Source organism: Prosthecobacter sp. (assembly GCF_044232965.1).
GTDB lineage: Bacteria > Verrucomicrobiota > Verrucomicrobiia > Verrucomicrobiales > Verrucomicrobiaceae > Prosthecobacter.
In genome coordinates this window covers 112,202-138,718 of record NZ_JBIIKX010000007.1, presented here as the reverse complement: position 1 = coordinate 138,718, position 26,517 = coordinate 112,202, and the positions used below count along the sequence as shown (strand labels likewise).

Annotated in this window: 22 protein-coding genes; 15 read left to right on the top strand and 7 right to left on the bottom strand. The window is 61.2% G+C overall.

All coding sequences use genetic code 11. From position 1 onward, the window contains the following. Positions 1–48 precede the first annotated feature (48 nt). The 6 genes from ACILSI_RS05200 to ACILSI_RS05175 all read left to right on the top strand — a co-directional run bounded on the left by ACILSI_RS05200 (position 49) and on the right by ACILSI_RS05175 (position 13,366). Positions 49–3,030: a glycoside hydrolase domain-containing protein gene (locus ACILSI_RS05200; protein ID WP_395720788.1), complete on the top strand. Its 2,982-nt coding sequence runs from the start codon at positions 49–51 to the stop codon at positions 3,028–3,030. An 11-nt stretch (positions 3,031–3,041) separates the two neighbouring features. Next, positions 3,042–5,387, top strand: a complete 2,346-nt coding sequence (locus ACILSI_RS05195) for a GH92 family glycosyl hydrolase (protein ID WP_395720787.1) — start codon at positions 3,042–3,044, stop codon at positions 5,385–5,387. Between the two features lie 23 nt (positions 5,388–5,410). Next, positions 5,411–8,179, top strand: coding sequence for a LamG domain-containing protein (locus ACILSI_RS05190; protein WP_395720786.1), 2,769 nt, complete (start codon positions 5,411–5,413; stop codon positions 8,177–8,179). 383 nt (positions 8,180–8,562) lie between these two features. Continuing rightward, on the top strand, positions 8,563–11,172 hold the full coding sequence (locus tag ACILSI_RS05185; RefSeq protein WP_395720785.1) for a DUF1592 domain-containing protein: 2,610 nt from the start codon (positions 8,563–8,565) through the stop codon (positions 11,170–11,172). A 62-nt stretch (positions 11,173–11,234) separates the two neighbouring features. Further along, positions 11,235–12,065, top strand: coding sequence for a GxxExxY protein (locus ACILSI_RS05180; RefSeq protein ID WP_395720784.1), 831 nt, complete (start codon positions 11,235–11,237; stop codon positions 12,063–12,065). Between the two features lie 59 nt (positions 12,066–12,124). Next, complete coding sequence (locus ACILSI_RS05175; protein ID WP_395720783.1) at positions 12,125–13,366, top strand: DUF1552 domain-containing protein; 1,242 nt, start codon at positions 12,125–12,127, stop codon at positions 13,364–13,366. 319 nt (positions 13,367–13,685) lie between these two features. Here ACILSI_RS05175 and ACILSI_RS05170 read toward each other — a convergent pair whose 3' ends face one another. From ACILSI_RS05170 to ACILSI_RS05150, 5 genes are all read right to left on the bottom strand, one after another. Further along, positions 13,686–13,853 (bottom strand): DUF6132 family protein, encoded by a 168-nt coding sequence (locus ACILSI_RS05170; protein ID WP_395720782.1) that lies wholly within the window; start codon positions 13,851–13,853, stop codon positions 13,686–13,688. An 82-nt stretch (positions 13,854–13,935) separates the two neighbouring features. Beyond that, positions 13,936–14,166, bottom strand: coding sequence for a DUF2892 domain-containing protein (locus ACILSI_RS05165; protein ID WP_395720781.1), 231 nt, complete (start codon positions 14,164–14,166; stop codon positions 13,936–13,938). Then, positions 14,163–17,582 (bottom strand): efflux RND transporter permease subunit, encoded by a 3,420-nt coding sequence (locus ACILSI_RS05160; protein WP_395720780.1) that lies wholly within the window; start codon positions 17,580–17,582, stop codon positions 14,163–14,165. The genes ACILSI_RS05165 and ACILSI_RS05160 overlap by 4 nt, the downstream gene beginning before the upstream one ends. Then, on the bottom strand, positions 17,579–18,577 hold the full coding sequence (locus ACILSI_RS05155; protein WP_395720779.1) for an efflux RND transporter periplasmic adaptor subunit: 999 nt from the start codon (positions 18,575–18,577) through the stop codon (positions 17,579–17,581). The genes ACILSI_RS05160 and ACILSI_RS05155 overlap by 4 nt, the downstream gene beginning before the upstream one ends. Before the next feature lie 25 nt (positions 18,578–18,602). Then, on the bottom strand, positions 18,603–18,809 hold the full coding sequence (locus ACILSI_RS05150) for a DUF2892 domain-containing protein (RefSeq protein WP_395720778.1): 207 nt from the start codon (positions 18,807–18,809) through the stop codon (positions 18,603–18,605). Between the two features lie 108 nt (positions 18,810–18,917). Between ACILSI_RS05150 and ACILSI_RS05145 the strand changes: the two genes are divergently transcribed. Genes ACILSI_RS05145 through ACILSI_RS05125 form a run of 5 tightly spaced genes read left to right on the top strand, consistent with a single transcriptional unit; the run spans position 18,918 to position 22,495 of the window. Beyond that, on the top strand, positions 18,918–19,268 hold the full coding sequence (locus ACILSI_RS05145; protein WP_395720777.1) for an ArsR/SmtB family transcription factor: 351 nt from the start codon (positions 18,918–18,920) through the stop codon (positions 19,266–19,268). 17 nt (positions 19,269–19,285) lie between these two features. Next, a complete protein-coding gene (locus ACILSI_RS05140) occupies positions 19,286–19,708 on the top strand; it encodes a rhodanese-like domain-containing protein (RefSeq protein ID WP_395720776.1) in 423 nt (140 codons plus the stop codon). Continuing rightward, a complete protein-coding gene (locus tag ACILSI_RS05135; RefSeq protein ID WP_395720775.1) occupies positions 19,705–20,583 on the top strand; it encodes an efflux RND transporter periplasmic adaptor subunit in 879 nt (292 codons plus the stop codon). The genes ACILSI_RS05140 and ACILSI_RS05135 overlap by 4 nt, the downstream gene beginning before the upstream one ends. Then, positions 20,580–21,794, top strand: coding sequence for an ABC transporter permease (locus ACILSI_RS05130; protein ID WP_395720774.1), 1,215 nt, complete (start codon positions 20,580–20,582; stop codon positions 21,792–21,794). Before ACILSI_RS05135 ends, ACILSI_RS05130 begins: the two co-directional genes overlap by 4 nt. Further along, positions 21,791–22,495: an ABC transporter ATP-binding protein gene (locus ACILSI_RS05125; protein WP_395720773.1), complete on the top strand. Its 705-nt coding sequence runs from the start codon at positions 21,791–21,793 to the stop codon at positions 22,493–22,495. The genes ACILSI_RS05130 and ACILSI_RS05125 overlap by 4 nt, the downstream gene beginning before the upstream one ends. Positions 22,496–22,694: 199 nt before the next feature. On the opposite strand, the gene trxA is transcribed toward ACILSI_RS05125, so the two are convergent. Further along, positions 22,695–23,153 carry a thioredoxin gene (gene trxA, locus ACILSI_RS05120; RefSeq protein ID WP_395720772.1) on the bottom strand — a complete coding sequence of 153 codons (459 nt, stop codon included), beginning with the start codon at positions 23,151–23,153 and terminating at the stop codon, positions 22,695–22,697. A gap of 85 nt (positions 23,154–23,238) precedes the next feature. Between trxA and ACILSI_RS05115 the strand changes: the two genes are divergently transcribed. Genes ACILSI_RS05115 through ACILSI_RS05100 form a run of 4 tightly spaced genes read left to right on the top strand, consistent with a single transcriptional unit; the run spans position 23,239 to position 25,749 of the window. Next, positions 23,239–24,468, top strand: a complete 1,230-nt coding sequence (locus ACILSI_RS05115) for an NAD(P)/FAD-dependent oxidoreductase (RefSeq protein ID WP_395720771.1) — start codon at positions 23,239–23,241, stop codon at positions 24,466–24,468. Between the two features lie 23 nt (positions 24,469–24,491). Continuing rightward, positions 24,492–24,803, top strand: a complete 312-nt coding sequence (locus tag ACILSI_RS05110; RefSeq protein WP_395720770.1) for a TusE/DsrC/DsvC family sulfur relay protein — start codon at positions 24,492–24,494, stop codon at positions 24,801–24,803. Positions 24,804–24,833: 30 nt separating this feature from the next. After that, positions 24,834–25,355 carry a DsrE/DsrF/DrsH-like family protein gene (locus ACILSI_RS05105; protein ID WP_395720769.1) on the top strand — a complete coding sequence of 174 codons (522 nt, stop codon included), beginning with the start codon at positions 24,834–24,836 and terminating at the stop codon, positions 25,353–25,355. A gap of 1 nt (position 25,356) precedes the next feature. After that, positions 25,357–25,749, top strand: a complete 393-nt coding sequence (locus ACILSI_RS05100; RefSeq protein WP_395720768.1) for a hypothetical protein — start codon at positions 25,357–25,359, stop codon at positions 25,747–25,749. 3 nt (positions 25,750–25,752) lie between these two features. Here ACILSI_RS05100 and ACILSI_RS05095 read toward each other — a convergent pair whose 3' ends face one another. Next, positions 25,753–26,487 carry an ABC transporter ATP-binding protein gene (locus tag ACILSI_RS05095; protein ID WP_395720767.1) on the bottom strand — a complete coding sequence of 245 codons (735 nt, stop codon included), beginning with the start codon at positions 26,485–26,487 and terminating at the stop codon, positions 25,753–25,755. Between the last annotated feature and the right edge of the window lie 30 nt (positions 26,488–26,517).

The window sequence follows — 26,517 nt, the reverse complement described above, 5'->3', positions numbered from 1 at the left end:
GACCCCGCCCACGCATGAGGAGGTCAAGGCCTTCGGAAAGATCGCGCCATGAACCCCACCCTCACACTCATCACCGCCCTCCTGCTCGCTCCACTCGCCGCACTGCACGCCGCCGAACCCTCGCTCATCGCCCATTGGTCCTTCGATGAAGGCTCGGGTGATGTCTTGCACGACAGGAGCGGGAACAAGCATCAAAGCACGATCCACGGGGCGACCTGGGTGCCATCGCCGCGTGGTCAGGCCTTGCACTTTGACGGCGTGGACGACTACGTAGACTTAGGCAACGCCGAGGGCTTGCGAGTCGGCGGTGACTTCACTCTCACGGCCTGGGTCAAGGCCGAGGACGTCAGCGGGCGCAACCGCCTGATCCTGGGTGATACGGCGGGTCTCGCCGTCAATCGAAACTACAGCCTGCGCATTAACAATGGACGCCTATATTTCGAAAACGGCGATGGCACGGCCAGCGAGGCCATCCAAGCCGCTGAGCCATTTCCCGTCGGCACCTGGCAATTTCTGGCCGTGGTTTTCGAGGGCCCCCGCTACTTCGTTTATCAGAACGGAAAAATCATCCTCGAAGGAAAGGTCGGCACGCCGATCACGCCAACCCGCGGCGACATCCGCCGGATAGGTGGCTGGTCGGCAGGTTGGTTCAAGGGCGACATCGATGAGATCCGGATCTACAAGCGGGCGCTGCCACAGCGCGAGCTGATGGCGCTCCTCGGCAACTCTGCCACCGCGGACTCGTTGCGGATGCTTCCGAGTTACCGCTATCTGCACAAGCAGATCGTCTGCGATCTGCGATGCGATGTGACGTTTGTCGGAGCGCCCGAGGCAACCGTTACGGTGCGCGATATGCGGGAGGAGAAGCCGATCAGGAGCCTGACAGCGCGATTGCAGGAGACCTCCCCCGGCTCGGGCCGCTGGCGGGGCGAGGCAATCATTTCCATGGATGGGTTCACGGGTGGCGAGTTTGAGATCACCACCACGGCGAGTGCTCCGGCAGGCGAGACGCCGGGCAAGGTGACCACCCGGTTTGTCTATCCGGACAAAGCGCCGTTCTGGGTCGGTTCGCGCGAGGGCATCAGCGATCAGGTCATCGCTCCGTTCACGGCGTTGCGGTCCACGAAGACCGCGCAAGGATGCACGGTCTCGCCCTGGGGACGGACATATGAGTTCGGCGCGACGCCGTTCGTGTCGCAGATCAGCAGCAAGGATGCCCCGATGCTGGCGGCACCGATGCGATTGCTGGCGCGGGTCAACGGTGCGGACGTTGTGTGGACGCCGGGGGTCTCGCAGCTCGCCGCGACCAGCGACACCGCTTGTCGCATCTCCCAGAAACTCGAGGGCGCATCGGTGAGCGCCAATGTGACTACCACCATCGAGAGCGATGGCCTGGCGAAAATCGCGTGGGCTTTGCAAGCCGACAAACCCGTGACCCTTGATGAACTCGTGGTGGAAATCCCCCTGCGCAGCGAGCACGCCCGCTACCTGAACACCTGGCCCGATAGCACCGGTGCGATGGCTGGCACCTCGGGTGCGTTGACCGCCGATTATACGAGCAAATTCCAGCCTATGGTCTGGCTCGGCGATGAGGCCCGCGGCCTGCAATGGGTTTGTGAGTCCGAGCAAAACTGGTCTGTCGCGGACTCCGGCAAGGTGATCCAAATCATCCGTCGCGGCGATGAAGTGGTCCTGCGGCTGAACCTTGTCACCACGCCGGTCACGCTCGCCGCGGGCGGAAAGCGGGATTACGTCTTCGGCCTGCTGCCCTCCCCCGTCAAGCCGGTCACCGAGGATGCCTGGGATGCCCGCATCGTGCGCACAATTGGGTATGGTCAGGAGCTGGACCTGCCGGACAAGAAGATCGATGGCAAGCCCGCCCTCCAGCACTACGCCGAGAAAGGCGCCCGTGCGATCATCGTCTGGAAATGGTGGAATGTCTTCGCCTACACCCGCCCGATCGGCGGCTACGAGGAGAAATTCCGTCGCCTGGTCAAAGAATGCCACCGCTACGGACTGAAAGTCCTCCCCTATGTCGGTGGCTTCCTGCTTTCCGGGAATGCGCCGGAAGCCATGTTCTTTGGCGACGAAATGCGCGTCCTTCCCAGCAAGGCATATGCGGTTGGGAAGCTGGGAGACATGACGGATCAAATGGCTTTGAATGCGTGCCAGCACGGTCCTTGGCAGGATTTTCTGGTGGATGGCATCGGCCGCCTGATCGACGACTACGATGTGGACGGTGTCTATCTGGATACCACCACAAGGCCTCTTCTATGCGACAATGAACTGCACGGATGTGGCTACCCTAAACCCGATGGCTCGCGCGGAGGCGTTTACCCCGTGTTCTCCGTCCGCGACAACCTGCGCCGCATCTACACCGCCGTAAGAACCCGCAAGCCGGACGGCATCGTGGATGTGCATACCTATGAATGCATGAACGCTCCCGGGCTGGCCTGGGCCACGACCTACTGGAACGGCGAGCAACTGAAGGCGAACGACACCATACTCGACGCCTTGCCCTTGGAGCGCTTCCGCACCGAGTTCATGGGCTACAACTGGGGTGTGCCGGCGGACCTCCTCTACTACAGGCTCAAGAACTATCGCCAAAGCGTCGCGCTCGCCATCATCCACGATGTCCCGGTGCGGCCGGAGAAGCCTGCCGACCTGGACGCGATCTCGGCGCTGTGGAAGGTTCGCGACGACTTCGGCGTCAAACAGGCGCGCTGGCTGCCTTACTGGAGCGACGCCGACGTGGTGAAGGTCGCAACCAAAGACTGCTACGTCAGCCTCTTCGCGCACCCGCAAGGCCGTGTGCTCGCCATCGCCTCCAACTTGAGCAAGGAGAGGACCGATGTGCGGCTGAGCTTGAATCTCGACAAGCTCGGCCTGCCCGCAAACGTCAGCGCGAAAGACGCGGTCAGCAAAGCAGCGCTCAAAATCCAGAAGGGCGACATCACAACCAACATTCCCGCACAGGACTATCGCATCGTGTGGATCGAGGCGGACACCGCACTCAATCCCAACAAGTGAATCCCCACGTCATGAAACAAACCCTCACCCTGCTCACCGCCCTGTTGCTCGCGCCGCTAGCCGTGTTGTCACAGGACGCAAAGCCGTCCGCTGCTACGGGGCAGCCCGCGAAAGGCCGCGATCCCGTAAGTTGGGTGGATCCATTCATCGGCACGCAATCAGCGCGCTGGTTTTTCTTCACTCCGGCGGCCGCGCCATTTGGCCTCGTTAAGGTCGCGCCGGACACGACGGGCTTCGGCGGTTATGCAGGAGGCGGGCACACGTCGGGTTATCGTTTCTCGGATACTTCGATCTTGGGATTCAGTCATCTCCATGACTTCCAGTTGGGAGGCATTCTGCTCATGCCAACCACCGGGCCGCTGGTGACGGTGCCGGGCGCTGATGGGCAGGACAAAAGCGGGTGGCGCTCCCGCTTCTCGAAGTCCAGTGAACGCGCCGAACCGGGCTACTATCGGGTCCACCTCGACAAGCATGACGTCTCCGTCGAACTCACGGCGAGCACGCGTGTCGGCTACCATCGCTACACTTTTCCAAAGACCGACGCCGCGAGGGTGCTGATGGATGTCGGGCATCTGCTCGGCGAGGGGGGCGTTTTTCAGCAGCATGACCGATTCAGTGGCGGCTTGCGCGCGGCCATGATTGAGCGCGTGGATGATCGCACCGTGCGGGCCAGTTGCACCATCGCGCCTTCTTATGCGGAGGCTCCTTTCGAGATCTACGCGGAGATTCGCTTCAACCGCCCGTTCAAGACTCACGGTGCGTATCGGGACGCCAAGACGTTTCCAGGGCGTGAGGTGATTACCGGGTTCGGCGCGGGCTACTATGTGGAGTTCGACACGCGCGAGGAGGCGGTGGTCGAGGCGCGCGTGGGTATCTCCCATGTGAGCTTTGACGGAGCAAAGAAGAATCTGGTGACCGAGACTGAGGGCAAGACCTTTGACCAAATCCGCGCCGCCACCCGCAGCGAGTGGAACAGCCTGCTCGGCCGTGTGAGGATCGAGGATGAACGTCCGGAGGCTGAGCCGGCCAAGGTCAAGTTTTACACCGCCTTGTGGCACGTTCTGCTGGGACGTGGGGTGAACAGTGACGCAGACGGCGCTTACTCAGACGCCACGGGACGCCGCGGTCAGATTCCCTTGGTGAACGGTCGGCCTGAATATGCCCGATACAACTCGGATGCTTTGTGGGGCAGTTTTTGGAATCTGAATCAAGTGTGGTCACTGCTCTACCCGGAGCAGATGACCGCGTTCGCGAAACATCTGCTCGCCTCGTATCGGGAGAGCGGGTGGCTTCCCGATGGTTTCGTGGTGAACCGGCGTGCTCCGGGGATGCTGTCCAATCAGGCGACGCTGTTTCTGGCGGCTGCTTACACCAGAAACCCCACGGCCTTTGATCGTGAAGAACTTTGGAATGCTGTGTGGAAAAATCAGACGCAATGGCGCGGGCGGCCCCGCTACACCGGACAGGAAGCGTTGGCGGGTTATTCGCTTCTCGGATACGCTCCTTGTGACGATGGAGGATACGGGCCTTCGGGTTACACGCTGGAGTATGCTTTCGAGGACTGGTGCGCCGCGCAACTGGCCACCCAGTTTGGCAAGAAGTCGGATGCTGACTTTCTAACGCAGCGTTCGGATGCCTGGCGGAAGCTCTGGGATGAAGAGACGCGCTGTTTTCGTCCCCGGCGTTTTGATGGCAGCTTTCACACTCCCTTTGATCCGAACGGTGGCTACTCCTTCATCGAGGGAACGGCACTCCAATACCGCTGGTTCGTGCCGCACAACATCCCGGCTTTGGTGGGGCAATTCACCCCCGAGGTGTTCTTGAGCGAGTTGACCCAGACGATGGCACAGGCCGAGAAGACAGCCTTTGGCCCCGCCGAGGTCAAGAATACGGCGGGGCTTTCTCTGCCCTACAACCATGGCAACCAGCCCGGCTTGCACACGGCGTGGTTGTTTCATTTTGCCGGGCGGCCTGACTTGAGCCGCCAGTATGTGCGCTCCATCTGCGAGCGCTTTTACGGCACCACTCCAGTGCATGGCTACGGGCTTGGTCAGGATGAGGATCTAGGTCAATTGGGTGCCTGGTATGTTCTGGCTTCCATGGGGCTGTTTGATGTCGAGGGCATGGTAAGGCGGGACGCGCCCGTGGCGGTCATCCCACCGGCCTTTGCCCGAATGGTCCTTACGATCCCCCGCACACCCTTTTCCACCACGAAGGCAGGAGACTTCAGCAAGGTCGAGTTGCGTCAGGAGGCCGGTGCCAGCCAATCCAAGGCCGATGCGTTCGTCCCTTTGCACACGCTCTGGGAAGATGTCGGGCCCTCGCCGACTCCCCAACCTGCGACATCCGACAAATGAAAACTCTCGCACTTGAAAGACCCATGAAACCAACCCTCACACTCACCGCCCTGCTGCTCGGCTCATTGTCCCCGGCCCACGCGGACCTCGTCGCGCATTTCCGCTTCGACGGGGACCTGAAGGACGTCACCGGTCAACACGATGGCCGCCCGGTTGATCCGAAGCTCACGCCTTCTTTTGCTCCCGGACGCGTCGGCAACGCGGTGATGATCGAAAAGGTCAATGCGGGCATCGAGCTGGCGAATCCTTCGGCGATTGACTTCAGCCGCGACTTCACCCTCGCGACCTGGGTCAATGTGGGAAACTACTACGCGGAGATGCCGGTGCTCTTCAAAGGCCGCGCCGATCTGACCGCCGCGCCTGACAAGTTCTTCGGCGTCTTCGGCATCGAGGGTCTGCAAGTGCATGGCGAGGGCCAGGGCGAGTGGATCACGAACTACCGCGCCTCGAACGGCCTCGTGCCGAACGACGGAGGATGGCATCACATCGCGGTGACGTATCGCGCGGCGGAGGCTCCGCACTTCACGCTCTATGTGGACGAACAGGGCAAGACTCCGGCGGACAAAGGCACGTTCCGGGGCGGTGATTTCACGCTGAAGCCCGACGCGCCGGACAGCGTGCTGCGGATCGGCTGCCGCGCCGATGGCGATACGTGGCGCTATGTGCGCTCGCATTTGCGCGGGCTGCTGGATGAACTGCAAATCTACGACGAGGCGCTGAAGGCCGAGGACATCCGCCAGCTCTTCGAGCATCCCGGCAGCGTGGCCGGGCAAGGCGAGGCCGTGACCTTCGCCCCGCGCTTTCAGTTCGATCCGGGGCATCCCTGGCGTCCGCCCTTCGGAGTGGAGCGTGTCGGCCTGACGCCGGTGATCGTGCAGTTCGCCAGCGACACTCGACCGGCCCCGGAGCACTGGCTCGCGGCGTATCGCGAAGGCAGGGAGGTGGAGCGGAAAGCGCTCGATGTCTCGGGAAACTCCCCCTTCACCGCACGCGCGACCTTTGCCACCTCGCCCGCGCCGGAGGAGCTGGTGCTGCTCTCCAAAGACAACGACGGCAAGCCCATCGAACGAGCCCGCTGGAAGGTCGAGCGCCCGGCCCTGGAGGCGGATGCGAGGGCGACGGCCGATCCCGTGATGAACCCGGTCGATCTCGGTGCGATCCTGCCGCCGGAGGATTGGCTCGTGCTGGGGCCGGAGCAGCAGGCCCGCGTCACGGTCGCGGCCTTCTCCGCAAAGGAAACGATCTCCGGCGCGGAGGTGCTCGCATGGTTTGAATCCGATCCTAACAAGCCGACGAAAGCCTCCATCGAGCTGCGGAAGGGTATCCGCACCGAACTGGATCTCGTCTTGCCCTTTCCCGCCTCCAGCAAGGATCGCGACACGCTGCAGGTGGTGCTCCGCGACGCCGTCGGTCGCGAGCTTTGGCGCAAGACCCTCCGCACGATGCTCATGCGTGGTTCGCCGAAGCTGCCCGCGTTTGGCGCCATCGAGACCAAGCTGCGCTACGACTACCCGTTGCTCTCCTATTCCGGCCCCAACGAGGTCACCGAGATGCCTTATGACAAGGCCTGGGCACCGGAGCGGAAGGATGTCGTCATCGCATTGCCGAATGGCTCGCGCTTTGTCTTCTGGCGCGGCGCGGCCTACACACCTTTCTGGGCCGGGAAACACAATACCGCGCTGAACTTCGAGTTCGCCGAAGCACCGCGCCGTCCGGACGGGCTGGACTGCATCGACGCCGCTTCCGACAAGGAGCTGAGCCGCAGCCGCGTCGAGATCATCGAATCCACCGCCGCCCGCGTCCACGTCCGCTGGACCGCGCAACCCTGCGATTTGAACTACAAGGTCTGGGGCGAGACCGCGACCGAGGATTTTTACTTTTACCCCGATGGCTTCGGTTCGCGCACCGTCACCCTGCAAACTGAACCGAAAGCCGAATACGAAATCGAGGAACTGCTCATCCTCACACCGCCCGCCGCCTATCCGCTCCGCGTGCTGCCGGAGAACCTCATCGACGTGCTCTTCCGCGATGGCACGAAGCGCGAGTTGAAGTTCCCTCTCCTCGATCAGGAGCGCGATTACGAGAAGCTGCTCTCGGGCGAACTGCCACCGCTCTTCCGCATCCGTTTTGGCATCCGCGAGCCCTTGTCGGCGATCTATTTCAACCCCGGCTGGACGCGCCTGCCCTCGACCGCCTACCGCCCGTTCTACAGCCAGGGCCAGATGGTCACGCCCTACTACTGGGGCAACCATCTGCCGCTCGCCCGACGCAAGCCCACCGGCATCAACATCGACGACCTCGCCGCGATGACCCCCGCGCACAACGCCATGATGTCCTGGGGTCATCGCCGTCCGCAACCCCTCGAAAGCCGCACCGCCGAAATGCCCGACGCCCTCGGCGTCACCCGCAAGATGCAGGTCGAAAAATGGACCTGGCTCATCGGCCTCAGCGACGCCGACGACGCCCATCTCCTCGAATGGTCCCGCAGCTTCGCCACCCCGCCGACGATCACCGCCGAAGGCGTACGCCTGCAAAGCCCATCCTACCACACCGAACGCCGCGCCACGCTGCTCAACGTCGAAAAACCCATCGTCACACTCACGATCAAGCCAACAACACCCTGCGTGCATCCCGTCTTCGAGCTTCAAAACGCCCCGAAGACACTCTCACGCGTGAAACTGAACGGCCGCGAACTCACCGCCACCGACTACGCCTGGGATGGCCGCGTCTTCTGGCTCAACGCCACCTTAAGGGAGCAGACCCAACTACGGCTGGAGTTTGCAGCCCATTGACATGCCCGTGCATTCATCTCCGCAAGCCAGCTCGCATCAAGAGACAGGCACGAATGATCCCCCCGTCGAACAAGCCATCTGTCGTCATCTTTCAGACGCCCACGACGACACCGGGCGCATTCGAAAGCGGACAATCCATTGAGCCAAGCAAGCGGTGGCAAGCCGGTGGGTTTGGAGCCGGGGGCGGTGAGATGCTTTATCGACAGAAGAATGGGGACAGAAGAGCCGAGCAAAGCGAGACCGACAGCCGAAGGCTGCCCACAGGGAAGCGAAGCGCATCAATTCGATTCAGAATATTCTTCTGTCCCCATTCTTCTGTCGAACCTCATCATCCTTGTCGAGACCAGCCGCCTTTGGCCGTATTGAATGCATCCGTTCGTCTCATGCTTCGCTCCCTTCTTGTCTGCCTGCTTTCCACCTCGCTTCTCGCCGCGCCCCCGTCGGCCTTTCTGGAGCAGCATTGCTATGACTGCCACGATGCCGAAACGAAGAAGGGTGACCTCGATCTAACGGCGCTCACCTTCGACGCGCAGCATGTGGGCCTGCTCATCAAGGTTCACGATGCCGTGGAGCGCGGAGAGATGCCGCCGAAAAAGAAAAAGCAGCCTGCGGCGGCGGAGAAGGCAGCGTTTGTGAAGGAATTGGAGGCGAAGCTGATGGCGATGACCGCACCGGCACCGGGCGGGCGCATCCGGTTGCGACGCATGACGCGGGTCGAGTTTCAAAACACGCTGCAGGACCTGCTGTCACTGCCGAGGCTCGATGTGGTGGGCCTCTTGCCCGCGGACGGCCGAGTGGCGGGCTATGACAAGATCGCGGGTGCACTCGACATCTCGCCCGCGCATCTCGCGGCTTATGAAGAGGCGGTCGAGAAGGCGCTGGATGCGGCGATTTCGACAAGCAGCACGCCGCCGCGAGTCTTCAAGAAGCGCATTTATCCGGCGGGACTCTTCAAGTTCGGCGGAAACCTCGTGCAGGGGCAGTTCGTGCTGCTGAAGGACAAGCAACCTGATCCCGCGCTGCCGGTGCGCGGCGGTTTTGAGGAGAAACAAGGCCATGTGGGCGATGCCGGGCCGGACCTCGAAGATCGCAAAAAACAGCACGAAGCCCTGAAGGCGGCGAAAAGCGAAAGCGCGGTCGGTTTGCTCAATCCAAATCTCGCGGGCTATGAGGCGGCGATGAATGTGTCTCCGATCTACGCGGGCCTGTATCGCATGAAACTGTCGCTCTGGGGCTTTCAATGGAACGCGGGCAAACCGGAGCCAGGACCTGATCAAGCCGCCGTGCTGCGAGCCCATGAGGAAGGCAAGCAACAGGAAGGCGGTCGCCTGCTGCGAACCTTCACCGCGCCGTCGATGAAGTCGAACGAGGCGGAGATCACCGAGTGGCTCGATGCGCATGAGAGCATCGTCTTTGATCCCATTTCGATCCCGTGGAATGGTCTGCGCATCGGTCAGGTCGCCGGACGGGCGAAGAAGCATGTGGGACCCGGCGTGGCGATTGACTGGTTCGAGATCGAAGGCCCGCTGAACGCTTCGTGGCCGCCGGAGAGCCACAAACGCTTGTTTGGCGATCTGCCGATCACGACGATGACCACGAGCGATCTCATCCCGCCGCAGCGTGACGAGGTGCGCAGCATCGGCGGCTATGTGCCGAGCATGTATTTCGATCTCACGCCGCAGGAGCGGAAGCCGCCGCTGGAGACCGTGCAGTCCACGCAGCCCGAGAGCGATGCTCGCAAGCTGCTCACGACCTTTTTACCGAAGGCATTTCGCCGTGAGGTCGCACCCGATGAGATCGAACCGTATCTAGCACTGCTCAAGTCACGCATCGCCGCGAAGGACTGCTTTGAGGATGCGATGCGGCGTGTGTATGTCGCGGTGCTCACCTCGCCAGAGTTTTTGTTTCACTCCATCGAGCCCAAGCCGACCACCTTGGCCTCTCGCCTCTCGTATTGGCTCTGGAACGGCCCGCCGGACGCTCAACTGCTCGCCGCCGACCTCCACAAGCCCGACGTGCTGCATCGTGAAGTGGATCGTCTACTCGCCGACAAACGCAGCGAGCGCTTCATCGAGGATTTCGCCCATCAATGGCTCGAACTCAGCCGACTCGATGAAACCACGCCTGATCCGCAGCTTTACCCCGAGTATCGCTTCCTCCTGCACGAAGGCATGGCCGCGGAGACACGCGCCTTTTTGCGCGAACTCATCCAAAACGATCTCCCCATCACCCACCTGCTCAAACCCGGCTTCGCCATGCTCACGCAGCGTCTCGCCGAGCACTATGGCATCGAAGGCGTGACTGGCGTGGAGGTCCGCAAAGTGTCGCTGCCCGCTGAAAGCCTGCGTGGAGGCCTGCTGGGCCAATCCGCCATCCACAAGCTCACCGCGAACGGCACCACCACCTCGCCCGTGAAGCGCGGCGTGTGGGTGATGGACCGACTCCTCAACGATCCCGCCCCGCCACCACCACCCGGCGTCAGCGCCGTCGATCCCGACACTCGCGGCACCACCACCGTGCGCGAACAACTCGACAAACATCGCGCCGACACCAACTGCGCCGCCTGCCACGCCAAGATCGACCCCGCAGGCTTCGCCCTCGAAGCCTTCGATCCCATCGGCGGCCTGCGAGATCGCTACCGCTCCAACGGCAAGGGCGACGAACCACCCGAAAAAGGTCAAACCCCATGGCGCGTCACCTACAAGCTCGGCCCCCAAGTCGATCCCAGCGGCGAGTTGCCCGATGGTCGCACATTCACCGGCCCCAGCGGACTCCGTGACATCCTCACCTCCGATCCCGACAAGCTCGCGAGAGCCTTCGTCGCCCACCTCTCCCGCTACGCCACCGCCACCGAAGTCACCTTCGCCGACCGCACCGAAATCCGCCGCATCGTGGAAAGCACGAAAAAAAGCGGACATGGCTTGAGGTCACTGATTCACGCGTTGGCCGAGAGCAGAGTCTTTATCGAAAGGAGAATGGGGACAGAAGAATAGTCTGAAATGAAACCCTGAATTTTGATTCTCCTGTCCCCATTCTTCTGTCGATTCCTCATCCCATGCCCATCCATCGCACCCTCGAACTGCAAAGCGTCACCGACTCAACCTTCGCCGAAATTGATGAGGTGGTAATGAGCTGCGCCTACGCCACACAAAACCACTTCGGGCGTTTGTTCGACGAGCGCATTTACGAAAACGATCTGGCCCAACGCCTGCGTGCTCACGGTTTGGAAGTTCACACCCAAGTCCCGATCAAAGTCAGTCACGGCAGCTTCGAGAAGACCTACTATCTCGATCTGGTGGTCAACCAGATGCTTTACGAACTCAAAGTCGTCAGCGCCCTGCTTCGCGAGCACGACGCCCAGGCCATCAACTACGCCCTCCTCCAAAACATCCGTCTCGTAAAGCTCCTCAACTTTGGCGAGACCGAAGTGCGCGGCAAACTCCTGCGCAACGCCCTCACCGAACCCGAACGTCACCAGCCCACCATGCGCAAGACCGGCTGGAAGCCACTGGGACCTCGCTGTGAAGAACTGATCGCACACCTCAAACCACTTATCCGCGACTGGGGCACGCATTTGGATTTCCGGCTCTACAATGAAGCCCTCATCCATCACTTCGGCGGCGAATCCAACTGTTTGCAGCGGCTAGAATTGATGTCTGGGGATGTGGCACTTGGCACACATCCGGTGCCTCATCATGATCCCGATCACGGTTTCATCGTCACTGGTTTCACGCGCCCTCAACCCGGCTATCGACGGCATCTGGAAGTTCTATTGCGGCACGCTCCCTTGTTGAAAGGCATTCAGTGGATCAATCTGAACCATTCCCGGTTGGAGGTCACTACCATTGAGCCTGAGGTCGACAGAAGAATGGGGACAGAAGAATAGCCTGAAATGAAATCCTGAATCCCATTCTCCTGTCCCCATTCTTCTGTCGATTCTTACCTATGCACACTCGCCGACACTTCCTCCGCGCTGCTGGCGCTTTGCTTGCTCTACCCACCATCGGCCGTGCGGCCGAAAAGCTGCCGCCGAAGCGGCTTTTCGCCATTCATGTGCCGCTGGGCATGATGCCGGAGTTCTTCTTCCCGAAGGCAGGCGAGACCTCCAGCCCCTACCTCGACCTCCTCGCAGAGCAGCGACCGCATTTCACTACCTTCCACGGCCTCTCACACCCTGACGTGAACGGCAACCACCACGCGGGCCAGTGCTTCCTCAGCGGCGCGCCGCATCCGGGCCAGCCGACATTCCGCAACAGCCTCTCCCTCGATCAACTCGTTGCCGAGAAGCTCGGTCTCGACACACGCTTCCCCTCGCTCGCCGTCTCCGTGAGCAAAGGCGAGCACTACGGCGACTCCATCGCCATCTCCCGCTCGGGTGTCATGCTTCCATCTGAAAAGAGTGCCGAGAAGCTCTATCGCCGACTTTTTGTCGCCGGAACGCCTGAAGAGAAAGCCGCCACCATGCGCCGCATCGAGGCCGGTGGCAGCGTTCTCGACTTGATCCTCGACAAAGCCAAGCAACTCGAAAAAAGCAGCGCCCCCGAAGACCGCGCACGGCTCGATCAATACTTCCAAAGTGTACGCGAACTCGAAATCCGGCTCCAGCGCAACATCGAGTGGGAAAACCGACCGAAGCCCAAAGTGGACTACCGGCAACCCAAAGACATCGCCGATGCCAACGAGGTCATCGCACGCTCCAAACTCATGTTTGACCTCATCCGCCTCGCCTTGCAGACGGACAGCACGCGCGTCGTCACGCTCTCGCTCAGCACCTTCAGCGTCGTGCCGCATGTGCCTGGCGTGAAAAACGAAACCCACGGCCTCACCCATCACGGCAACGAACCCGACAAGATCGCCGAACTGAAGAAGATCGAAGAAGCCCAGATGAAGGCCTTCGCCGATCTCCTCAAAGCCTTCCGCGACGTCACCGAGACCGGCGGCAAGCTGCTCGACCACACGCAGGTGCTCTACGGAAGCTGCCTCGGCAACGCCAACTCCCACAGCAACCAAAACCTCCCCCTCATCCTCGCCGGCGGCGGCTTCAAACACGGCCAGAACCTTGCCTTCGACACCACGAACAACACCCCGCTGGCCAATCTTTTCGTCACCATGCTCCAAGGCCTCGGCATTGAAAGCGACAAGTTCTCTAGCGGCTCGGGTACACTTAACGGACTTGATCACATCTGAGCCGGAACCGCTCATATCGCGTCTCAAAAACGGCGCATGAGCCAGCAATCGTTTATTTCACACTCGACCACATCTTGTCGTCAAAAGCTGCCAGATGTGAAGGCCAATCCCAGCACGTTTCCCATGGATCAACTCACGCACCTGCCATCGGCCAGCTGGTCAGCATCCCAGACCACGTTCATTGAGGTTCTGTAGGGATACCATCAGCCGTAGCGAAGGCGGCGAAACCATCCCAGGGGTGAATGTGCTGGCGCGGTTGGCCTGGGGTGTGGGGAAGACCCTCACGTTCTTCTTCAGCGGCGCACTGCGTTGAGGCGGCTTAATGACGTGAACTCATGCTGAAGAGCAGCCCCATGACGCCGCCGTAAATGGCACCGCGCCACCAGGTAGAGGTGAGCGGGCAGGTGCCGGAACTGCATTGGCCGAAGTAGCCCATGAGGGAACCAAGCGCGGCTCCGATGGCGATGGGGATGAGGTAGCGAGTCATGGTTTTGCGAGTTGTAGCCTAGCCTTTCTAGGCTGGGCTTGGTTGGGGACGTTGAGCACAGGCTAGAAAACCTAAGCTAAGATTAGCAGCACTTCCCGCCACCGCAGCAGCCGCCGCCTTTGTCGTTGCCGCCTTTGCCGCAGGTGCTGATGCCGAGTGGGGCATAGAGTGGGCAGAAGCGGATGAAGGCGGTGAGTAGCGGCACGGCGCCGATGGCTCCGAGCCAGCTGTGGTTGACGATGCCGTAGGCGATGAGGCCGAGGCCGAGGATGACGCGCAGGGCGCGATCTACTGTTCCGATGTTGGGTTTCATATGGGTTTGGGTTCGGGGTGTGAATGTTTGTTGGCCATGAAATACAACACCGGCACGGCCATGCGGCTGATGAGCAGGCTGGCGATTTCTCCCGCCATGAGTGCGATGGCCAGACCTTGAAAGATCGGATCAGCAAGGATCACCGCAGCTCCGACGACGACGGCCATGGCGGTGAGCAGCATGGGACGAAAGCGCACGGCTCCGGCGTCGATCACGGCTTCGCTCAGCGGCATGCCTTCACGCACGCGTAGCTCAATGAAATCGACGAGGATGATCGAATTCCGCACTACGATGCCGCCGCCGGCCATGAAGCCGATCATGCTGGTGGCGGAGAAAAAGGCGTCCATCAATCCGTGCGCGGGCAGGATGCCGACAAGCGAGAACGGGATGGCGATCATGACGATGGCGGGCGTCAGGAAGCTGCGGAACCAACCGACCATGAGCACGTAAATCAGGATGATACAGGCACCGAACGCGGCACCGAGATCGCGGAAGACTTCGATGGTGATGTGCCATTCGCCGTCCCATTTCATCGCGGGTTCGGCATCGCTGAAGGGCATGGAGGCGTTGAGGATTTGTAGTTCCTCGCCGCTGCCGCCGAATTCGCGGGTGTCGAGCTTCTTGAGCGCCTCGTTCATCTGGAAAATGGCATACACGGGGCTTTCGACGATGCCCGCAACGTCGCCGATAACGTAGGTCACGGGCATGAGGTTCTTGTGATAGAGGCTCTTTTCGACGGTGACGTGCTCCACCTTCACCAGCTCGCGCAAAGGCACGAGTGGCGAGCCGCTGGCACCGGGCTCCGGCAGCGCATTGGCATCGCCGGAGCGCACGCGGAGGGCGAGAAGCTCCTCGGGCGTGGTTTTGGCGGAACGAGGCAGTTCGAGGCGAATGTTCACGTCTTCCTTCTCCTCGGGCTGATGCAGCAAATCGACGTTTTCGCCATTGACGGCAATTTTGAGCGTCTGCGAGATCGTGGCGGCGCTGATGCCGTGAAGCGCGGCTTTTTCCTTGTCGATGATGAAGCGGGCTTTTTGCTGATCGGCCTCGATATACCAATCGACATCCACAACGCCGGGCGTGGCCTTGAAGATGGTCTTCACGGCTTCGGCGAGCTTGAGCCGCGCTTCCTCGGTGGGTCCATAAATCTCCGCGACGAGGGTTTGCAGCACAGGCGGGCCTGGTGGCACTTCGGCGATGGCGACACGGGCTTTATAGCGATCAGCGATGGCTGTGACGGCGGGACGGATGCGTTTAGCGATGTCGTGGCTCTGCGCTTTGCGCTCGTGTTTGCCGACGAGGTTCACCTGGATGTCAGCGACGTTGGCTCCGCGACGCATGAAGTAGTGACGCACGAGCCCGTTGAAGTTGTAGGGCGAGGCGACACCTGCATAGACTTGGTAATCGGTCACTTCCGGCTCGGTGCGGATCGCGGCGGCCATTTCGCGGGCGACGGCGGCGGTTTGCTCCAGCGACGAGCCTTCCGGCATGTTGAGGATGACTTGGAACTCGCTCTTGTTGTCGAACGGCAGCATTTTGACCTTCACCCAGCCGAGTCCGACGGTCGCCATGCTGGCGAGCAACAGCACGGTGATGCCGATGAGGAATGTCCAACGCCAGCCGGTGTGATGCAGCAGCGGCCCCATGACGCGGCGGTAGAGTTTCGTGAAGAAATCCTCGGGGTGCTCGCTGGCGTCGTGATGTTCGAGATCTTTGGCCGAGGGCGTGCCGTCGGTGAGCGTCGAATATTTCTTCCCCCAACGCAGAATCCGAATCGAAGCCCACGGCGTGACGATGAACGCGATCAGCAGCGACCAAAACATCGCCGCGCTGGCTCCAATCGGAATCGGGCGCATGTAAGGTCCCATGAGGCCACCGACGAAGGCCATCGGCAGCACGGCGGCGATGACGGCAAAGGTGGCGAGGATGGTGGGATTGCCAACTTCGCCCACGGCTTCCACGGCGATGGCGGACCAGTTGCGGCCTTTGTTTTGCGGCAGATGGAAATGCCGAACAATATTTTCCACCACGACGATGGCGTCATCGACCAGGATGCCGATGCTGAAGATGAGCGCGAAGAGCGTGATGCGATTCAGCGTGAAGCCGTAGAGGTAAAAAACGAGCAACGTGAGTGCCAGCGTGGCGGGAATGGCCACCGCGACGATGCCACTCTCCCGCCAGCCGAGCGTGAGCCAGATGAGGATCGCCACACTGAAAACGGCGATGCCCATGTGCAGCAGCAGCTCGTTCGATTTCTCCGCTGCGGTCTCGCCGTAGTTGCGTGTGATGCTAACGGTGACATCAGCCGGAATGATGCGGCCTTTGAGCAGCTCGACCTTTTGCAGCACTTCGTCAGCCACGCTGATCGCATTCGCACCAGGGCGTTTGGCGATGCTGAGTGTCACGGCGGGTTCGTCGTTCGTTTTAGAGCCGTGGAAGACGTATTGCGTCGGCTCCTCGCCTCCATCGATGATCTCGGCGACTTCGCGCAGATACACCGGACGGCCGCTGAAGACGCCGATGACCACGTTGCCGACTTCTTCGGCGGTTTTGAGGAATGCACCGGTTTCGACGAGGACTTCGTTGTTGCCTGTGGTGAGGCCACCGGCGCGGAATTGACGGTTCGCCTGTTGGAGCATCGGCACGAGGCCGGCGGGGCTCAGATTGCGGCTGGCGAGCCTCACGGGATCGAGCATCACACGCACGGCGCGACGCGAACCACCGAGCAGCGTCGTCTCGGCGACGAGCGGCACTTGTTTGATGGATTCATCCACCTGCGCGGCCAAACGACGCAGCGTGAGGTGATCGTAACGACTGCTGTGAAAGGTGAGCGCGAGAATCGGCACGTCGTCGATGCTCTTTGGCTTTACGATGGGCATGGTGACGCCCATCGGGATGCGGTCGAAGTTCGAGCGCAGCTTCTCGGTGATCTTCACCAGGCTGCGCTCGGGATCTTCGCCCACTTTGAAGCGCACGATGACGAGGCTCTCGCTGTCGCGTGAGATGCTGTAGAGGTATTCCACGCCGGGGACCTCCCACAGCAGCTTTTCCATCGGTCGTGTGGCGCGTTCCTCGATCTCCTTCGCGGTGGAGCCGGGCATTGCGACCATGACATCGACCATCGGCACCTTGATCTGCGGCTCTTCTTCGCGTGGCAGCAGCACAATCGCGGCTGCGCCGAGCAAAACGGACGCGATGACCACCAGCGGCGTCAGCTTCGAATCAATGAACGCCGCCGCGATGCGACCTGCGATGCCGAGATGCGAAGCAGAGTAGCCATCTCGCTCCGTCGAGATGAGCTGAGGGCTTTCGCCGTCACGCACCGTGGCCGTCGTTTGAGCACCGCTGTTGTTTGCGGGAGCGTTTTGCTCATCTCGCGGGAGCGAGATGGCTACTGTACTTTTGGGCTCGCTCATGGCTGGATCGTCACGGGTTGGCCGTCGGTGAGTTTCGCGGTTTCGCTCACGATGATCTGTTCACCTTCTTCGAGACCAGAAAGCACCTCCACACGGCCTTCGAGCACCTTGCCGGTCTTCACGAGACGCAGCGCGGCTTTGCCATTTTGGGCGACAAACACGATCTCCATCTGCCCACGCTTCAAAACGGCGTTTTGAGGCACGAGCAGCAGTTTCACCTCGGCCACAGGCACCAAGACGCGACCAAACTGGCCGGTGCGCAGGCCTTCAGTTTGCGGGAGGTCGAGCTTCACGTTGAAGGTGCGGCTCACGGGATCAGCCACGGGTGAAATTTCACTCACGGTGCCTTCGATGACCTTCGCGAGGCGCACGGACATCTTTTCACCGAGCTTCACGCGATCGAGGATGGCCTCGGGAAGATCGGCTTCGAAGCGCAGGGAGGTCGGCGCTTCGATTTCGAGCAGCGGTTTGCCCGGCATGGCGAGATCGCCCACATCGGCGAGCTTGCGCGTGACCACACCATCAAAGGGCGCGGTGACTTTGGCGTAGCTCATCATCGTTTCGGCCTCGCTCACGGCTCCGGTTCCGATTTTCACGCGAGCATCGGCCGCGTCGAATTCCTGCCGCGTGGTCGCATTGCTGGCGATGAGCTGCTTTTGACGATCAAAGTCGCGTTTTGCCTGATCGAGCATCGCGCGGGCCTGATCAACCTTTGCCTGGATTTCCTGCACATCGAGCCGTGCGAGCAGATCGCCCGCTTTCACCATGGCTCCGGGCGTGGCGGTGTATTCGAGCACGCGGCCGCTGACCTTCGCCTCGACGACAGCTCGTTGTTTCGACCGCACAGTGCCCACGACCTCCTCGGTGGCGGTGTGGGGTTCCAGCTTCGCCGTCTGCACCTTCACCATGACGCTTGGGAGCGGCGCGGCGTCTTGTGGAGCGGACTCGTGTTTGCCACAAGCGGCCAGCACGAGCAAAGGAAGTAACGGGATCATTCGTTTCATGGTGGAATGAGTGAAGTTATTTTCCGGCGCAGCAGGAACCACCGACGCCGAGCTTTTTGAGGATCGTCTCGGCCGGGCAGAAGCCGGTGAAGGCGGACTGGAGGAGGTTCGCGCCGACAAAGGCGGTGAACCAGAGCCAGTTCGGACTCACATAGTGCGCGAGGGCGAGACTGACGAGGATGAAGGTGCCGGCGAGGGCTCGGATGGCGTTTTCGAGTTTCATGTCGGAAGGTGGTTTCGAGATTGACGCCGAATTGTCTTGAAGGATAATTCAACTCAACTATATGAGTCTATACGCATATAGAATAAACGCGCAAACGCTTTTTCAATCATGGCCTCCCGCACCAAAAAAACTCCGCCTCCAGTGTCCGAAGAAGCGCTCATCTTGATCGCATCCTGGTTCCGCACCCTCGCCGAGCCCAGTCGCTTGAAAATCCTGAGGGCGCTGGAGGAAGAAGAGAAGAACATCACCGAACTCGTCGAGGCCACGGGCCTGACTCAGGCCAACGTCTCTCGCCATGTGCAATCGCTCGTCGATGCCGGGATGGTCGGCCGCCGCAAGGAAGGCCTCACGGTGATCTGCTTCATCGCCGATCCCAGCATCACCGACCTCTGCGACAATGTGTGCAGCAACCTCCTCAAGCGCCTTTCCAACCAGGTGAAGAAACTCGGCGGGGCTTGAACGCCCTTTCACGTTTCATGATCATCCGCCGTATGTTCTGGACTCTCCTCATCGCCGCTGTCGTCGTCGGTCTTTGGTATTGGTATGAAGGAAGCTGGGATGGCAACCTCTTCAAAGCCGCGCCGGGTTGCGTGTGTGCCAATCTGAATGCCGATCAAGCCAACGCCTGGCTCTGCGGGCATCCGGAGACACAGGTGCTCGATGTGCGCTCGAAAGGTGAATTCGACGGCGGCGCTTTGCCGAAAGCGGTAAACATCTCCATCGGCGACGATGACTTCGAAGACAAAGTCGCCGAACTCGATAAGGAGAAGCCTGTGCTCGTCTATTGCGCTGGCGGTTTTCGCAGTCGCAAAGCGGTCGCGAAGCTCAAGGAACTCGGCTTCAAGAATATCCAGCACATCCACCGCGGCTATATGTCGTGGAAACCGGACACCCAATGATGAAACACTTCCGCACCTCTCTTTTCGCTCTCGCATTGATCGCTGGAGGTGCTGGCGCTCAATCTCCAAGCAGAGATGTGCTCGGCACGGGCACGCTGGAGGCGCGGGTGAAGACGCAGGTGAGCGCACGCATCCAGGAACGGCTGGCGGAGGTGCTGGTGGATCAGGGTGACACGGTGAAGAAGGGGCAATTGCTTGCAAAGCTGGATGATGCGGACCTGAAACAGCAGGCCGCGATTGCAGAGGCATGGTTCTCGGCGGCGCAGCAGACCGCGCAGCGTGTGGAGGCTGATTTGGCACGTTCTCAGGCGGTGCTGGAGCAGGCACGGAAAGATGCGAAGCGGCTCGCGGGCTTGCTGGCATCCAACGCGGTGTCGCAGACGGATTCGGACAAGGCGGCGGAGGCGCTGCAAGTGGCCGAGGCCGATTTGAAACGCTCCAACGCCGCCATCGCCGAGGCGCAGGGGCAGGTGCTGGTGGCGGAGAAGACCATGCTGCATCGCAAGGAGCAGCTCGCTTTCACCCAGATCACCGCGCCGTATGATGGGCTGATCATTCGCCGCGATCGCGAACCAGGTGAGATGCTGGTGCCCGGCGCGACGCTGATGGAGCTGATCTCGCTCGATGAGCTGTGGATTCGTGCCTGGGTGGATGAGACGGAGATGCCGAGGCTGGCCAAGGGGCAGAAGGCACGCGTCGTCTTCCGCTCGGAGCCACAGAAAAACTATCCCGGTGTCGTTTCGAGGCTCGGACGCGAAATGGACCGCGAAACGCGGGAGTTCCTCGTCGATGTGCGTGTGGAGCAGCTCCCGGTGAACTGGGCCGTGGGCCAGCGGGCGGAGGTTTATATCCAAATCGACCCCGCGAAGCCATGAACCTCGCCGTCCGCGACATCCGGCATAACGCGGGCCGCTTCATCTTTACCACGCTCGGCATCGGGCTGCTGCTGATGGTGGTGCTGGGCATGAGCGGCATCTATCGCGGACTCATTTATGAAGCGACGCTGCTGGTGGACCGCATCGGCGCGGATCTGTGGATCGTGCAGGGCGGCACGCGTGGACCTTTTGCGGAGATGTCGCGTGTGTCGGCGAGTTTGGAGGATCGGGCACGCGCCGTGCCAGGTGTGGCTTCGGCGAGGCGTTTCGTCTCGCACACCATCCAGCGTGAGCATTGTGGCAAGTCGCTGCGCATCGTCGTGGAGGGCCTGTCGTGGCCGGAGGATCGCGGTGGATGGATTCCACTCATTGCAGGTCGCAGCATCGAGCGGGCGCACTTTGAAATGATCGCCGATGCCTCGCTCGGCATCGCTTTGGGCGAACGTATCGAGCTGGGGAAGGACGTCTATGAAGTCGTCGGCCTCACGCGAGGTCTCGTCGGCTCCAGTGGCGATGGGTTGGCCTTTTTCACCGTCAGCGATGCCATGGCGATCCAGTTCAATGTGCCCGGCGAGACCGTGCGGATCGAGCGCGAGGCCCGCCGCGAACGCGTGGCCTCCAGCGACCTCGGGCGCATGCAGCCGGAGTTTGTCGAGCGAGCCGCAGGCCTTTCCAGCGCCATTCCCGCCTTTGCCAAGCCGCAGGTCAGCGCCGTGCTCGTCACGCTCGCTCCCGGCGCAGACATGGCCGCCGTGCGTGCCACGCTGGGCAACTGGCCGGACATCACGGTGTATTCCACACAGGAACAAAAAGACCTACTGCTCTCCGGCATGGTGGACAAGGCGAAGCGCCAGCTCGGCCTCTTCCGCGTGCTGCTCATCATCATCTCCACCATCATCATCGCGCTCATCATTTACACGCTCACGCTCGACAAGATCCGCGACATCGCGCTGCTGAAGCTTATCGGCGCGCGCAACAGCGTCATTGGCGGACTCATTCTCCAGCAGTCGCTGCTCATGGGCGCTTTTGGTTACGCGCTCGCGTGGTGGATCGGCCAGTTCGCCTTTCCGCGCTTCCCACGGCTCGTTGTTGTCGAGACGACGGACCTCGTTTCGCTCGGCTTCATCGTCCTCATCATCTCCACGCTCGCCAGCATGCTCGGCATCTGGAAAGCCATGCGCGTGGAGCCCAACACCGTCCTCTCTGCATGAGCACGCCCGCCGTCGAAGTCCAGCATCTGCGCAAAGTCTATGGCAGCGGCCATACCGAGGTCGTCGCCATCCGCGATGCCACGCTGAGCATCGCGCGCGGCGAGATCGTCGGCATGTTGGGCCCCAGCGGCAGCGGGAAATCGACCATCCTCACCGCCATGGCGCTGATCAATCCGCCCACCTCCGGTCAGGTCGCCATCAACGGCACGCCCGTGCTCGATGGATCAAAAGCGCTCGTCGATCTGCGCGCCTTCCGCCGCCAGCACCTCGGCTTCGTGTTTCAAAAAGCGAATCTCATTCCTTTCCTCACCGCGCTGGAAAACGTGCAGATCGCCCTCGAAGTCAACGACACCGCGCCCAAGGCCGCACGCCAACGCGCCATGGAGTTGCTCAACTACCTCGGCGTCGCCGAGCGCGCCAACAACCTGCCCGTCGCCCTCTCCGGCGGCGAGCAGCAACGCGTCGCCGTGGCCCGCGCCCTCGCGAACAATCCCAGCCTCATCCTCGCCGACGAACCCACCGCCGCGCTCGACAGCCAGCGCGGCAGGCAGGTGATGGAACTCTTTGCCAAAGTCGCCCACGAACGCAACGCCGGCGTCCTCGTCGTCACCCACGACCACCGCACGCTCGATGTCTTCGACCGGATCGTGGATGTCGAAGACGGCGGCATCACCGAGCGTCCCCTTTCGCAACCGAAGTGACCGCCGCAGGCATTTCTTTTGGGGAGGTTGTGCGGAAGTGAGGGCGGTGCCGGGTGTGCGTGAAACGGTCCGAATTGGACATAAATGGACTGAATTCGACTGGGAGATGGGTAGGCTCATCGGCTCAAAGCTTGCATCGCAAGGAGAGGCGGTTTCCAACCGCCTCGGCGCTTGAAAAGCGCCGTTCCTTGTCAGGCGCTCAACTCTGCCTCATCCACGTCAGCAATCGCGCCGCAGGCTGGAAACCGCTCGTTTGAGCGGTGACTTTGCCGTTGCGCATCAACGCGAAGGCTGGGATGCCCTGGATGCGGAACTGACTGGCGATTTGCCGCTGCTCGTCGGTGTTCACTTTGATGAAGAGGGCCTCGCCAGCAGCCTGGGCGGCGGCTTTGGTGAACTCGGGGGCCATCATCTGGCAGGGGCCGCACCAGGCGGCCCAGAAGTCGATGACGACGGGTAGCGGACTCTGAGAGATGAGCGCGGCAAAGGCGGCGGGGCTGGTCATTTCGACCGGAGCGGCGACCAAGGGCAGATCCACCTTACAGGTGCCACAACGGCCTTGCTGGCCAACTTTGGCGTAGGCGATGCGATTGGCGGTGCCGCAGGCGGGGCAGGGCAGGATGATGCCGCGTTCGTCGGATTCGAGGTGATGGCTCATGGAGGACAAGATCAGAGGAGAGTTAAAACTTGCATATACGCATACGCTCATATAGCAGTTTGGCAAAGACAACCTTTCAACCCCCATGAGCAAACATTTACTGATCCTCGGCGGCGGCACCGCAGGCACCATGATGGCAAACCATCTGCGCAAACGCCTGCCTGCATCTGATTGGCGCATGACGGTGGTGGACCGCTCGGACAAGCATCTCTATCAGCCGGGCTTTTTGTTTCTGCCCTTCGGCAAGTATGAGGAAAGCGACATCATCCGCCAGACGCGAGACTTCATGCCGCGTGGAGTCGAGTTCATCCAGGCGGAGGTGGATCAAATCACGCCTGAAAGCCATGCGGTGACGCTGAAGGATGGACGTGAGTTGAAGTATGACCTGCTCATCGTCGCCACTGGCTGCCGCACGGCCCCGGAAGAGACAGCGGGCATGCTGGGGCCGAAGTGGCGTGTGAACGTGCATGATTTCTACACGCTGGATGGAGCGCGTGCGCTGCGCGAGAAGCTCAAGACCTTCACGGGTGGTCGCGTCGTTGTTCACATCAACGAAATGCCGATCAAGTGCCCCGTGGCCCCGCTGGAGTTCACCTTCCTGGCGGACACATTCTTCCGGGAGAAAAGCATCCGCGACAAAGTCACGCTGACCTATGTGACACCGCTTTCGGGAGCCTTCACGAAGCCGAAGGCGTCGAAGAAACTCGGGCATCTGCTCGGAGACAAAGGGATCGAACTGGTGACTGATTTCGTGGCCGAGAAGGTCGATCAGGAGAACAACAAACTCGTCTGTTTCGATGGTCGCGAGGTGCCCTACGACCTGCTGGTAACGACACCGACGAACATGGGCGATGAAGCTGTGCGACGCAGCGCGCTGGGTGATGACCTGGATTTCATTCCGACGCACAAACACACGCTGCAATCGCTCAAGCATCCCGATGTGTTCATCATCGGTGATGCCACGAACCTTCCAGCGTCGAAAGCTGGTTCCGTGGCCCATTTTGAGAGCGAAACACTGGCCGACAACGTCATGCTCCACATCCAGGGCAAGCCTTTGAAGGAGGAGTTCGACGGGCATTCGAATTGCTTCATCGAATCCGGCAACGGCAAGGCGCTGCTCATCGATTTCAACTACGAGTATGAACCTCATGAAGGAAATTTCCCCTTCTCCTTCGGCCCCATGAAGCTGCTGGAGGAAAGTCGTCTCAACCATCTCGGCAAGCTGGCCTTCCGGCATGTGTATTGGAACGTCCTGCTGAGAGGCTGGCCGCTGCCAGGCATCAGCCGACAGAAAAAGAAACCGGCCGAGGCGTAATCATCATCCCAACCCACTGAATTATGAACAAGACCATCGCAGGAACCGAAGTTGACGTGAACGAAGAGGGCTACCTCACCAACGCGTCACAATGGAATGAAGCCATCGCCGCCGCCATCGCCGCAGAGGAGGGTGTCGGAGCACTGACGGAAGCGCACATGAAAGTCGTGCGCTATTTACGTGAGCAGCAGGCCAAAGGCGCGGCACTCACGATCCGCAGCATGGGCAAGAGCGGCGTCGTGACCACGAAGGAACTCTACGACCTCTTCCCCGGCGGCCCACTGAAGAAGTCCTCCAAAATTGCCGGCATCCCGAAACCCGTGGGCTGCATTTGATCCACTTGAAACCTGAAACTTGAAACTCTTATGACCGACGACAAACAACCCGTCAAAAAGATGTCCATCATCGTGAGCCGAGGCTCGCTGGATGGGATTTACCCGGCGCTGATCATGGCGAATGGTGCGCGCATGGAGGGCATCGAGGCGTCGCTGTTCTTCACCTTCTTTGGCCTAAACGCGCTGGCAAACAAGACTCTCGATCACTTGAAAGTCGCCACCGTGGGCAACTCCGCGCTGAACATGGCCATGCCCATGCTCGGCCTGCCAATGACGATTCCCTTTCCGACAGTGATGGGCGCGATTCCTGGCGTGTCTGCCTTCGCGACGCATCTCATGAACAAGGAGATGGAGAAGCTCGACATCCCGCCCGTGCGCGAGTTCCTCGAACTCATCTCCGACTCCGGCGGCAAGATTTATGCCTGCAAGCTGGCCATGGACATGTTCAAGCTGAAGAAGGAGGACCTCATGGACCGCGTCGATGGTGTGCTGACCGTGGGTCAGTTTTACGAGGAGTCCGCCGGAGCAGGAACACACATCCTTTTCACCTGAGATGGCCGCTCTCAGCAACGATCCCGCCCGCTGCGAGGTGATGAACCTCGGCTGGGCACATGGCGGCCACGGTCCCTATCTCGTTCGCCAGGAGGGCTACGAACCGGGCAGCAGCACCTTCAAGCCGCAGCGCTTCATCCTACAAAAAAACGGCCGCTGGCTGCTGAACCTCGCCTTTGTCATGCTGCCGGAAGCCGAGCAGGAGGCGCAGCTCTTCCACAGCCTGACGGATGTGTTGCTCTTTCTCGACGGCCTCAGCGACAAACCCGTCCAAGCCGACGGAAAACTGCCTCCCGGGGCCGACGCCGATGAAATCATGGCGCACTTCGAGCAATGCGCGCATCGCATTCTGCGCGGCATGCGCACCTGCACCGTGACGCCAGCACGGGGCTGATCCTCACCACTCCAGGCTCGTCACCGGCAGACGCTCTGCGTTGCGGGTCTCCTTGATGATCTGGCCGTCGGAGAGATAGAGCACGCGGTCGGCCATGGCGGCCATGGCGGCGTTGTGAGTGATGACGATGGTCAGCGTGCCCAGTTCCCGGTTGATGCGCTCCACGGCCTCCAACACGGTGATGCCGGTGTGAACGTCCAGTGCGCCGGTGGGCTCGTCACAGAGCAGCACCTCGGGTTTTTTCGCGATGGCACGGGCGATGGCGACGCGCTGCTGCTCGCCGCCGCTGAGCTGCGAGGGGAAATGATCCATGCGGTGGCTGAGGCCCACGCGGTCGAGCGCATCCTCGGGTTTCATCGGGTCCGGGGCGATCTCGGTGATGAGGGCGACGTTTTCGCGGGCGGTGAGGCTGGGGATGAGGTTGTAGAACTGAAAGACGAAGCCCACGCAGTTGCGGCGGAACTGGGTGAGCGTGCGCTCGCCGCCGCCGCTCAAGTCCCAGCCTTTGTAGCGCAGCGAACCCGCCGTGGGAATGTCCAGCCCGCCGAGGATGTTCAGCAGTGTGGACTTGCCACTGCCGGAGGCACCGAGCAGCACCACCAGCTCGCCGCTGTGGAAGTCGAGATTTACCCCCTGAAGCGCCACCACGTCCAGCTCCCCGGTGTGATAGACCTTCCGCACGCCACGAGCCTCGAAAATCGGCGGGGCATCGGTCTGGGAGAGGCGGGTGGGGTTCATTCGCGGCTGCGTGCCTGTAGCACGCCGCAA

Coding starts and splice junctions, on each gene's coding strand:
- ACILSI_RS05200 (WP_395720788.1), top strand. CDS start 49: ATGAACCCCACCCTCACACTCATCACCGCCCTCCTGCTCGCTCCACTC.
- ACILSI_RS05195 (WP_395720787.1), top strand. CDS start 3,042: ATGAAACAAACCCTCACCCTGCTCACCGCCCTGTTGCTCGCGCCGCTA.
- ACILSI_RS05190 (WP_395720786.1), top strand. CDS start 5,411: ATGAAACCAACCCTCACACTCACCGCCCTGCTGCTCGGCTCATTGTCC.
- ACILSI_RS05185 (WP_395720785.1), top strand. CDS start 8,563: ATGCTTCGCTCCCTTCTTGTCTGCCTGCTTTCCACCTCGCTTCTCGCC.
- ACILSI_RS05180 (WP_395720784.1), top strand. CDS start 11,235: ATGCCCATCCATCGCACCCTCGAACTGCAAAGCGTCACCGACTCAACC.
- ACILSI_RS05175 (WP_395720783.1), top strand. CDS start 12,125: ATGCACACTCGCCGACACTTCCTCCGCGCTGCTGGCGCTTTGCTTGCT.
- ACILSI_RS05170 (WP_395720782.1), bottom strand. CDS start 13,853: ATGACTCGCTACCTCATCCCCATCGCCATCGGAGCCGCGCTTGGTTCC.
- ACILSI_RS05165 (WP_395720781.1), bottom strand. CDS start 14,166: ATGAAACCCAACATCGGAACAGTAGATCGCGCCCTGCGCGTCATCCTC.
- ACILSI_RS05160 (WP_395720780.1), bottom strand. CDS start 17,582: ATGAGCGAGCCCAAAAGTACAGTAGCCATCTCGCTCCCGCGAGATGAG.
- ACILSI_RS05155 (WP_395720779.1), bottom strand. CDS start 18,577: ATGATCCCGTTACTTCCTTTGCTCGTGCTGGCCGCTTGTGGCAAACAC.
- ACILSI_RS05150 (WP_395720778.1), bottom strand. CDS start 18,809: ATGAAACTCGAAAACGCCATCCGAGCCCTCGCCGGCACCTTCATCCTC.
- ACILSI_RS05145 (WP_395720777.1), top strand. CDS start 18,918: ATGGCCTCCCGCACCAAAAAAACTCCGCCTCCAGTGTCCGAAGAAGCG.
- ACILSI_RS05140 (WP_395720776.1), top strand. CDS start 19,286: ATGATCATCCGCCGTATGTTCTGGACTCTCCTCATCGCCGCTGTCGTC.
- ACILSI_RS05135 (WP_395720775.1), top strand. CDS start 19,705: ATGATGAAACACTTCCGCACCTCTCTTTTCGCTCTCGCATTGATCGCT.
- ACILSI_RS05130 (WP_395720774.1), top strand. CDS start 20,580: ATGAACCTCGCCGTCCGCGACATCCGGCATAACGCGGGCCGCTTCATC.
- ACILSI_RS05125 (WP_395720773.1), top strand. CDS start 21,791: ATGAGCACGCCCGCCGTCGAAGTCCAGCATCTGCGCAAAGTCTATGGC.
- trxA (WP_395720772.1), bottom strand. CDS start 23,153: ATGAGCCATCACCTCGAATCCGACGAACGCGGCATCATCCTGCCCTGC.
- ACILSI_RS05115 (WP_395720771.1), top strand. CDS start 23,239: ATGAGCAAACATTTACTGATCCTCGGCGGCGGCACCGCAGGCACCATG.
- ACILSI_RS05110 (WP_395720770.1), top strand. CDS start 24,492: ATGAACAAGACCATCGCAGGAACCGAAGTTGACGTGAACGAAGAGGGC.
- ACILSI_RS05105 (WP_395720769.1), top strand. CDS start 24,834: ATGACCGACGACAAACAACCCGTCAAAAAGATGTCCATCATCGTGAGC.
- ACILSI_RS05100 (WP_395720768.1), top strand. CDS start 25,357: ATGGCCGCTCTCAGCAACGATCCCGCCCGCTGCGAGGTGATGAACCTC.
- ACILSI_RS05095 (WP_395720767.1), bottom strand. CDS start 26,487: ATGAACCCCACCCGCCTCTCCCAGACCGATGCCCCGCCGATTTTCGAG.